Source organism: Caballeronia sp., assembly GCF_049581465.1.
Taxonomy (GTDB): Bacteria; Pseudomonadota; Gammaproteobacteria; order Burkholderiales; family Burkholderiaceae; genus Caballeronia.
Genome location: NZ_JBAUSA010000347.1, coordinates 1 through 9,433 on the forward strand (window position 1 = coordinate 1; position 9,433 = coordinate 9,433).

Annotated in this window: 7 protein-coding genes; 6 read left to right on the forward strand and 1 reads right to left on the reverse strand. The window is 60.7% G+C overall.

Annotated features, from left to right (window positions below; all coding sequences use genetic code 11):
* Nucleotides 1–266: 266 nt before the first annotated feature.
* Nucleotides 267–494 carry a hypothetical protein gene (locus WCA53_RS08730; RefSeq protein ID WP_423908047.1) on the reverse strand — a complete coding sequence of 76 codons (228 nt, stop codon included), beginning with the start codon at nt 492–494 and terminating at the stop codon, nt 267–269.
* 4 nt (nt 495–498) lie between these two features.
* Between WCA53_RS08730 and WCA53_RS08735 the strand changes: the two genes are divergently transcribed.
* From WCA53_RS08735 to WCA53_RS08760, 6 genes are all read left to right on the forward strand, one after another.
* Complete coding sequence (locus WCA53_RS08735) at nt 499–3,891, forward strand: ATP-binding protein (RefSeq protein ID WP_423908050.1); 3,393 nt, start codon at nt 499–501, stop codon at nt 3,889–3,891.
* A 140-nt stretch (nt 3,892–4,031) separates the two neighbouring features.
* Nucleotides 4,032–4,556, forward strand: a complete 525-nt coding sequence (locus tag WCA53_RS08740) for a hypothetical protein (RefSeq protein WP_423908052.1) — start codon at nt 4,032–4,034, stop codon at nt 4,554–4,556.
* A gap of 738 nt (nt 4,557–5,294) precedes the next feature.
* Complete coding sequence (locus tag WCA53_RS08745; protein WP_423908061.1) at nt 5,295–6,419, forward strand: extracellular solute-binding protein; 1,125 nt, start codon at nt 5,295–5,297, stop codon at nt 6,417–6,419.
* A gap of 51 nt (nt 6,420–6,470) precedes the next feature.
* On the forward strand, nt 6,471–7,550 hold the full coding sequence (locus tag WCA53_RS08750) for an ABC transporter ATP-binding protein (protein ID WP_423908054.1): 1,080 nt from the start codon (nt 6,471–6,473) through the stop codon (nt 7,548–7,550).
* Nucleotides 7,547–8,416 (forward strand): ABC transporter permease, encoded by an 870-nt coding sequence (locus WCA53_RS08755; protein WP_423908056.1) that lies wholly within the window; start codon nt 7,547–7,549, stop codon nt 8,414–8,416. The genes WCA53_RS08750 and WCA53_RS08755 overlap by 4 nt, the downstream gene beginning before the upstream one ends.
* Nucleotides 8,416–9,336, forward strand: a complete 921-nt coding sequence (locus tag WCA53_RS08760; protein ID WP_423908058.1) for an ABC transporter permease — start codon at nt 8,416–8,418, stop codon at nt 9,334–9,336. Before WCA53_RS08755 ends, WCA53_RS08760 begins: the two co-directional genes overlap by 1 nt.
* Nucleotides 9,337–9,433: the final 97 nt, after the last annotated feature.

Below are 9,433 nucleotides of genomic sequence, written 5' to 3' on the forward strand. Positions count from 1 at the left end.
TTCAGGTTTTTGGCACGAACGTAGTGCCGCCCCCACACATCAACACTCAGTCGAACACCCACGTCTCATTCAAGCGCCGCGCACACGCTTCGCCTCGACGGCCGTACATCCGCGACTATCCCGGTCCAACCTTGCCTCACACTCACCACTATCAGAACGCCTCCTAAACCTTCCCCTACCACTCATTACGCCACCATTTACCAAACCGTTACCACCCCCGCTGGAATACGCCACTAATCGCTCCAATCCGCATCCCGGCCGGCCATTCATTGGCGATACGCCACGAATTTGAGACACTTTCTCCCCGGACAAAACAGGCGTTCTTGCCTAGTCTGCTGATGGAACACATCGATGACTTCAATAGGGAGGCGCGTTGCAATATTAAGCGCTTCAGCATGGCTTTTTATCTGCCCGCCGGGCTGCATCGTTGCAGTCAATGCAGCGACGCCGACGCCATTCATCGTCGGTGTGGTGCCCGGTTCAGTGCCGCCCATGGAAATGAGTAATCCGAACGATCCAGTCGAACCGGATGCGTCGATGCGCGGGGTATCGGCGGATTTCGCGCAACACGTGGCGCTCGCGTTGCAACGGCCGCTGGAATGGCGAACGTTTCCAAACCGCGTTGCAATGATCGATGCATTACGGGCTCATCGTATCGATGCCGCCACGAGCGCAACCGGCACCGACGCCGGTCCACCGCTGCGCTACAGCCGAGCCTACGTAAACACCCGGCAGGTGTTCGTCGAGCGGCGCGTCATGGGCGCTCGCACCCGGCGTATCGCCTATGTCGAGGGACAGACCTCGCCGCAACATCTTCGCGACGCGTATCCGGCGCTCGCTCCGGTCGGCTATCCCGACACCTTGAGCGCGTTGCTGGCGGTGTCGCTGCGGGACGTGGACGCCTTTGTCGGCGATCTCCTGACGGCCGGCTACACGATCGATCATGAGGACCTGAGCAGCCTGACCATTTCAGGCTTCGCCGCGTTCGATGAAGCCGGCTACAGTTTCGCTTTTTCCCCCGACCCGGCCGGCGATGCGCTACGCGTGCGCGTCGATGGGGTGCTCGCCGCATTGCCGCCGCGCTTCCTTCCCGCCGTTCAAGCACGTTGGGCCGCAACGACGGCGGTGACATTCGCGCAACCCCTGGTGCTAAGCAATGCTGAACGCGCATGGATCGCGGCGCATCCGGTGGTCACGTACTCGACGTATTCCGACGCCGCGCCGGTCTCGTTTCGCGACTCGAACGGTCAACCGGCCGGTCTCGCTATCGATACGCTCGCCACTATCGGCAACATGACGGGGCTGCGTTTCGAAGGCCTCCTGCGCGACTCGACACAACGCTCCATTGAGGATTTGCGCGACGGCCGCGCGTCGATGATCGCGTATGGGCTGCTGGAACACCGCAGCACTCCTGAGCGCGTTGCGACGAAACCGATCGGAGAAGGCGTGATGGTAATCGTGACGCGCGCAGGCGCCGGAGGGCTGCGCGACGCCCATGCGCTCGCTGGCAAGCGTATTTCCGTATGGGGCAATCCGAGTCTCATCGCGATGCTTCGCCAACGCGTGCCGTCCGTGAATATCGTGGAGACATCGCCCGTTGGAGGACAATTCGACGCGGTGGTGAATCGCGACGCGGACGCGACGGTCGTCGACCTGACCATCGCCAACTACGCAGTCGGCAATTCGTATCTGGGCAAGCTCGTCATCACGGGCGCGTTCTCCACGCAACCCGTGCAGCGCGGATTCCTCGTCGCACGAAATGAGCCGGTGCTGCTCGCCATCCTCAACCATGCAATCGAACACATCCATCCTGCCGAATTCGATGCTATTCGCCGTCGCTGGCTGCTGGTCGAGCACCCCGAAAACCAGTGGCAACGGCGGCGTCCGCAAGTGGTCGTGGGCGCGTTGATCGGGCTGGCCTTGCTGGCGCTGCTGGTTGCATGGGCAGTGTCACTGCGCATGCAAATCACGCGCCGCCGTGCTGCGCAGCGCGCCATGCGCGTGGCCAAGAACGAGGCTGAACAGGCCAATCGCGCCAAGTCGGCGTTCCTCGCCGCCATCAGCCACGAAATCCGTACGCCGATGAACGCCGTGCTCGGCCTGCTCGAACTCGAACTACGCAACCCCGGCGACCGTGCATCGACCGAACGCACGCTCGGCACCGCGCATCAGGCAGGTCGCGACTTGCTCGACATGATCGACGACCTGCTCGACGTCGCGAAGATAGAAGCCGGGCGGCTCGCATTGGTCGTCGCACCATTCGAATGGCGGGCGTGGATAGAAGGCGTGGCAGCAATCTATGAACCGGCGGCGCGCGCCAAGGGAGTACTGCTTACGATTCATGTGCTCGGTGCCAACGAGCACGCGTGGCTGGAAGGCGACGCGCTCCGTTTGCGGCAAGTGCTGGGCAACCTGTTGTCGAATGCGATCAAGTTCACGGATGCCGGAGAGGTATCGGTGGAATACTCGATCAGCGAGCCCATCGGACTTCCCCACGATGCATCCCGCCAACTCGTGCTGTCAGTATCCGACACGGGCATGGGCATCCCCGTGGATCAGCAGGCGTTGCTATTCACGCCGTTCGCCCAGGCGCAGCACAAGCAGTCGCAGCGCTTCGGGGGTACCGGACTCGGATTGACGATATGTCGCCGGCTGCTCACCCTGATGGGCGGGTCGATCACGCTCGCGAGCACGCCGGGGCAGGGAAGCCGCTTTACCGTGCACCTGCGTTTGCCTGTTACCGGGCCGGCGATTGGGTTGGGGGCCACGGCACTGGCTTCGACCAAGCCTGCGCCGATCCTGCAAGGGTTGCGCGTGCTGGTGGTCGACGATCATCCGGCCAGCCGCATGCTCCTTAAGAGTCAGCTTGATACGCTCGGATGTTCGGTTGAAACCGCGAACGACGGGCAGGCGGCGTTCGCGTTATGGCGGGATCGTTTCAGCGCGGATTCTGCGTTCGAGTTGATCCTGACCGATTGCTCGATGCCTGTGATGAGCGGCGAGGATCTCGCTCGCGCGATTCGCGGCCTGGAACGATCGCTTGCGGGCGCCGGTCGACGGATCGAACCGGCGCCCATTGTCGGCATGACCGCGAATGCGCAGCCGGAGTGCGCGAAGGAGGCCGTCGATGCTGGCATGACGCTCTGCCTGGTCAAGCCGCTCGGGCTCGACGCGTTGCGTGATGGGCTGATGCAGGCATTGACGCGGCTCACGCATGGCGCCGGTGAAACGCCGCCGGCCGTATCGGAGGGCGTCCACCGCCCGGGATTCAGATCATTGCTCGACCAGAAACCGAAGTCCGCTGCACAGGCGGCACAGGGTCTCGATGTGCAAGATGCGCCCGTTTATGGACCGGAACATAATCTCGTTTCGAGTTTCATCTCGCGCCATGCTTCTGTTGACATGCGGGACAACGAGCATCAGGACGCCATGACTCACGCCGGTGCGGCGAGAACCTACGCGCCGTTCCTGAGCGCATTTGTGTTGGACGCAAGGCCTGGGTCGACGCTAAGCGTCCGCGTGGATTCATCGGTGCCGGAAAGCCCCACGCCGCCCTTTGACGCGAGGAAGCTCAACGCATTCGGAGAGCAAGCGGTCGCGCTTGCGGAAGCGGTGCAACACGCGAACCAGCAGGATCTGGACGATGCTCGCCGGGCTTTTGCGCTGGGTGACTTCGATCACTTGCGTGAACTTGCGCATCGTATGAAGGGGGCGGCATTCATGATTGCCGCGACGCCTTTCGCCGATGCGTGTCGCGATTTGCAACAGGCATGCGAGGCACAGGTGGGCGACTATTGCGCTCGCGACACGGCGTTGATTCACCGCGCCTATCAGCGTTTTCACGATGAAGCTTTAGCGCTCGCCGCCGCGCTCGCCGAGCATCTTTCCTGAGCGCGCTATGCGATGCCTGGAAACACGGAGCTGCCTTTGCCGGGTCACTCTGGGCCCGGCGATCCTCGCATGTGTTTTAATTAGATCCTCCAATTGCACCGATAACTGCCGCGCCGCTCGTTATGCGTCGGGCTAGACGAATGAATCGAAGGCATTTTTCGCATTGCTCGCGTGCCGGTTTGCGGCGCTGCATCATCGCGTGTTTCGTGCTTGCGCTCGCCGCCGGGGGCTTTCCTGTCCTGGCGCAGACGCCGGACTTCCTTAATCCGCGCTTGCTTGATCCACGCGTTACGCAGTCGACGATCGTGGATACGATTTGCAGGCCCGGTTATGTCGATGAAGTGCTTCCGCCGTTCGACGACCTGATGCATGAGAAGGAACAATTGCTCAAGCAACGTCGCATCGATCTTCCTAGTGCATCGCAATATGCGCTCGATCACCGCATGCCTGTCTTGCTTGGCGGATCGCCCACGGCGCAGACCAATCTTGACATTCGCCGATGGGATGGCCGTGGCGGGCAGCGCAGCAAGGAGCGGTTGACGGTGTTCCTGAAGCGGTGCGTTTGTACGGGCGATATGCCATTGGTGCGTGCGCAAGCTGCCATTTCGGGCGATTGGGCAACGCGCTTTCCTAACCTTTCGAGTTTGACCTGCGGTGGGCAGTGAGGGGGGAGGTTGGGGGGGTGCTGCTCGCGGAGAGTGTGGGGCTAGGGTTGAGTCCTTCTGCTAGCGTGGTCGTTCTGCTTAAGTCGGATTTTCTCGCTTATTACTGTTAGCCCCTGTTCGGGGCGGAACTTCATTTCTTTGCAAACGCGCAAAGAAACGAAGCAAAGAAACGCGTTTTAAACCGCCAATCTTTAAGTGTCGGCGTTGCGGATTTTCGGTTTTTGGCACGAACGTAGTGCCGCCCCCACGCACCAACCCGCAGTCGAACACCGACCTTTCTCGCCAACGGCGCGCACACGCTTCGCCTCAACCGCCCCATCAGTAATCATCCCCGTTCTCGCACTACCCACGCCCTCTACAGTCCTCGTACGTCTACCGTACGTCGCACTTCCCTCTTCGCACGACCCTAGCCCGATAAACAATAAAGTTTCAGTGCTCGCGACATATGTCATCTGACAACAAGTCGAAAAATAGCAAAGTCATACCTCTAGCACTGTCGACTAGAGATACTTTTACTACAGGACGCCCGTCATAACCTGGGCCCCGTTCGGCTGTTAAGGGTTAACTGCGATGGAAACGGAAAGTCTCGTCAGATATCGTGCAAGTCGTAGGATGACATACTACAAATACAACATCTGATGCCGTCGGGAAGTGGTCGATTCCGCGTCGGCTATAGACCAAAAAGGAGATCAAATGGCTCTGTCGGGCGGTCTGCCAGCAACGGTTGCGGCGCTATGCATGGCGGCGGCTACAGTCTTTACATCGGCGGCTCGCGCGGCCGATCCAGTGTCCATCAATATCGTCGATGTCGCAGGCAACCTGCAATTGACGCAAAAAGGCTTCGAAGCATTCAAGGCCAAGTATCCAAATCTCGTTTCCAATTTCACCTACACCAATGCGCCCGCCCCGCAATTGCCCGGCAAGCTAAAGGCAATGCAAGCCGTCGGCCGCTCCGATATCGACCTGGTCCTCACCGGGACCGACGCGCTGGCTGCGGGTATCGAACAAGGTCTCTGGATCAAGCTGCTGCCCGATAACGCCGCTGCGTTCCCCGGTGTGCTCGATAAATATGCGCCAGGCCCGCGCAAGATGCAGGACGTCGCACAGGGCTATGGGATCGAGGTGGCGTACATGCCGGCCGGCCCGTTGATCGAATACAACCCGGCCAAGGTCACCGATCCGCCGAAGACGCCTGAAGCATTGCTCCAGTGGTGCAAGGCGCATCCGAACAAGCTGATTTACGCACGTCCGGCGAATTCAGGGCCGGGCCGCACGTTTCTCATGGGCCTGCCGTACGTTCTCGGCGACAAGAATCCGCAAGACCCGATCAACGGCTGGGACAAGACCTGGGCCTTCCTCAAGCAACTCAACGATTGCATCCCCTACTACCCCGGCGGAACGTCGGCGGTGATGAAGGAACTCGGCGAAGGCTCGCGCGACATGACGGTGACGGTCACGGGCTGGGACATCAACCCACGCGCGCTCGGACTGGTTCCCGCTGAATACAAGGTGCAAGCGTTCGACAACATGACCTGGGTCGACGACGCCCACTACATGGTGATCCCGAAAGGCGTGCCCAAGGAAAAGCTCGACGTCCTCTACAAGCTGATGAACTTCATGCTGGATCCGGCACAACAGGCGCTCACCTATGACGACGGCTACTTCTATCCGGGACCCGCAATCAAGGGCGTGACGATCGATCAGGCGCCCGCCAGCAGCCAGGAAGTCATCAAGAAGTTCGGTCGCCCAGAGTACGCAAAGCTGCTCGCCGATCGTCCTCATGTGATTCCGCTCAGCGCACAGGCGATGGTCGCCGCGTTTCAAAAGTGGGATCGCGAAGTGGGATCGGCGAAGACCAAGTGATCTACACGTGACGCGCGACGGGCACGGTCGTCGCGCGTCCCAGGAGTCCTTATGAAGCAGGGTTTTCAACAGCTCAGGCTGGATTCGGTGAGCCGCAGTTTTACCAACGCGGCAGGCGTGCAGGTCGCAGCATTGCAGGGGCTGGACCTCGACATTCAGCGAGGCGAGTTCATCGCTTTGCTGGGACCGTCCGGATGTGGCAAGTCGACCGCGCTCAATTGCATTGCCGGCTTGCAGCCGCTGACAGGGGGCGGGATCTGGCTGGACCAGCAGCGCATCGACTTGTTGCCGCCCGAGAAGCGCGGCTTCGGCATGGTGTTCCAAAACTACGCGCTGTTCCCGCATATGTCGGTGCTGGAAAACGTCGGCTTCGGCCTGAAGATGCGCGGTGAATCGAAGGCGGAAACGACCCGCCGCGCACGTGAAGCGCTGCACCTCGTACAACTCGTCGGACACGATGCAAAGCTGCCCGGGCAATTGTCCGGCGGCCAGCAGCAGCGCGTTGCGATCGCGCGGGCGATCGTGATCGAACCGCCGCTTGTGTTGATGGACGAGCCGCTGTCGAATCTCGACACCAAGCTTCGCATCGAGATGCGTGCGGAAATCCGCCGCATTCACGGCACCCTCGAACGGGCAACGATCTATGTGACGCACGATCAGGACGAAGCGCTGTCCATGGCCGATCGCATCGTCGTGATGAAGGAAGGCGTGGTGCAGCAAGTGGCATCGCCGAAAGAGGTTTATACGCGGCCACGCAACCTGCACGTCGCGCGCTTCATGGGATATCGCAATGTCGTGCGCGCCACACTCGAAGGCATGCAGGGCGACGGCGTCGCCGTCCTGGCCGAAGGCGTTCGCCTGATCGGGACCGCAATGGAAGGCTTCGATACGAAGAGTGTCAGCATCGCGATTCGTCCCGAGGACCTCGAGCGTGCCGAGCCCGGCACCGACAACACGTTCAACGCGCAAGTGGAAACGGTCGAGTATGGCGGCCGCGATTCGCTGATCATCGTTGCCACTGCGTTCGGCAAGATGTGGGCGCGGTTGGCCGGCGAATTCGCGGTCGGCGAGCGCGTCACGCTGCGCACCGCGCCGTCGCGAACCCTCGTCTATGGCGGAGAAACCGCATGAGCACGCTTGCGCTTCCTGTCCAGCGCGATCCGAAGCGCTTCCTCGTCGCCCCCGCGCTGATCTTCATCCTGGCGCTGTTCATCTATCCGTTCATCTACGGTCTGGTTCTATCCCTCCACCCGATGAACGGCGGCGGTGCATGGGCAAACTACATCGCCTTCTTCACCGATACCTCGATGTGGCCGACCATCATCGTCACGTTGAAGCTGGCCGTTCCGGCGACGGTCATCAACGTGGGGTTATCGATTCCCGTCGCGTTCGCGTTGCGTCGCAATTCGCCCTACCAGAAGATTGTCACCACCCTGCTTGTGATTCCGTTGACCCTAGGCACGGTGCTGATCGCCGACGGCATGCTCACCTACTTCGGCCCCAACGGCTGGTTTCCGCAAGCGCTTCAGGGCCTCCATCTCTATAGCGACGAAGTGCGCCTCACGCACAATTACTGGGGCGTCCTGATCTCGCTGATTGTGTCGGGATTTCCGTTCGCATTCCTGCTGACGTTGTCTTATGTGACGGGTATCGATCCCACCCTCGCGCGCGCTGCGGCCACGCTCGGTGCTAGCCCCTGGCAACAGTTTCAACAGATCTACCTGCCGCTTCTCGCACCGGGGCTTACGATGGCCGCGTGCCTTTCGTTCGTGCAGGCGTTCTCCGTGTTTCCATCGGCGATACTGCTTGGCGCGCCTGCCGGTCCGACGCGCGTGATCTCGATCGCGGCATCGGAAGCCGCCTTTGAAAGCTATGATTATTCGCTCGCATCGACCATCGCGATCGTCATGGGTCTCGTGCAATTGCTGCTGGTTGCGGCCATGCTGGGCGGTCGCCGCTTCTTCTACACGGGTCCCGTGACCGGAGGAAAAGGCTGATGGCAACCGATAACTCAACCTGGTCCCCTTCCCCGCACGTGACGCAGGACAGCCACAACCACGGCGCGCAACCCGCGAAGGCCATGAAGCCTCGCAGGCATGTCGGCGATATCCTCTGGAAGGCGCTCGTCTGGGGCGTCATGGGTTTTTTCCTGCTGAACGTCGTGTTGCTCATTGCGACGGTTGCTGTCAATTCAGTCGCGACGCGCTGGTTCGGCACGCCTTTGCCACAGGGATTCACGTTGCATTGGTATGCGCAAACGTGGGTCGATTTCCAGTTGGCGAGTGTGCTGCTGACCACCATGGAAGTCGTCGGTGCGGTCGTGGTTCTGTCTATCGTTCTAGGCGTTCCAGCGGCTTATGCGCTAGCGCGCGTGCAGTTTCGCGGCAAGCGTTTTGCGATGCTCGTGTTCCTGTTGCCGCTGATGGTCCCGCCTGTCACGTACGGCATCCCGATGGCGACCGTGATGTACAAGTTCGGCCTCGCCGGTACGCTCGTGGGCGTGATCATGGCGAATCTGGTTCCCGCGTTGCCGTTCGTCATTCTGGTGATGACGCCGTTCATCGAACAGATCGATCCCAATCTCGAATCGGCGGCGCGCATCTTTGGGGCGAATACGTTCAAGTACTTCCGCTACGTGCTGTTGCCGCTACTCATGCCGGGGATGCTTGCAGCTGGGTTGCTGGTTTTGGTGCGTACTATCGGGATGTTTGAATTGACGTTTTTCACGGCCGGGCCGGGTACGCAGACGCTAGTTGTCGCGCTTTACTATGCTGTGTTTTCGACAGGGGTGCGGGCGCCGCAGTCGATCGATGCGATGGCTATGATCTATATGGCGATCACGCTGATCTGGGTGCTTGTTGCGTTGCAGTTTGTTAGTCCGACGCAGCTGGTCTCGCGGGTTAAGGAGCAGCGGTAAGGGTGCTGCTCGCGGCGAGTGTGGGGAGAGCGTTGAGTCCTTCTGCTCGCGTGGTCGTTCTGCTTAAGTCGGATTTTCTTGCTTATTTCTGTTAGCC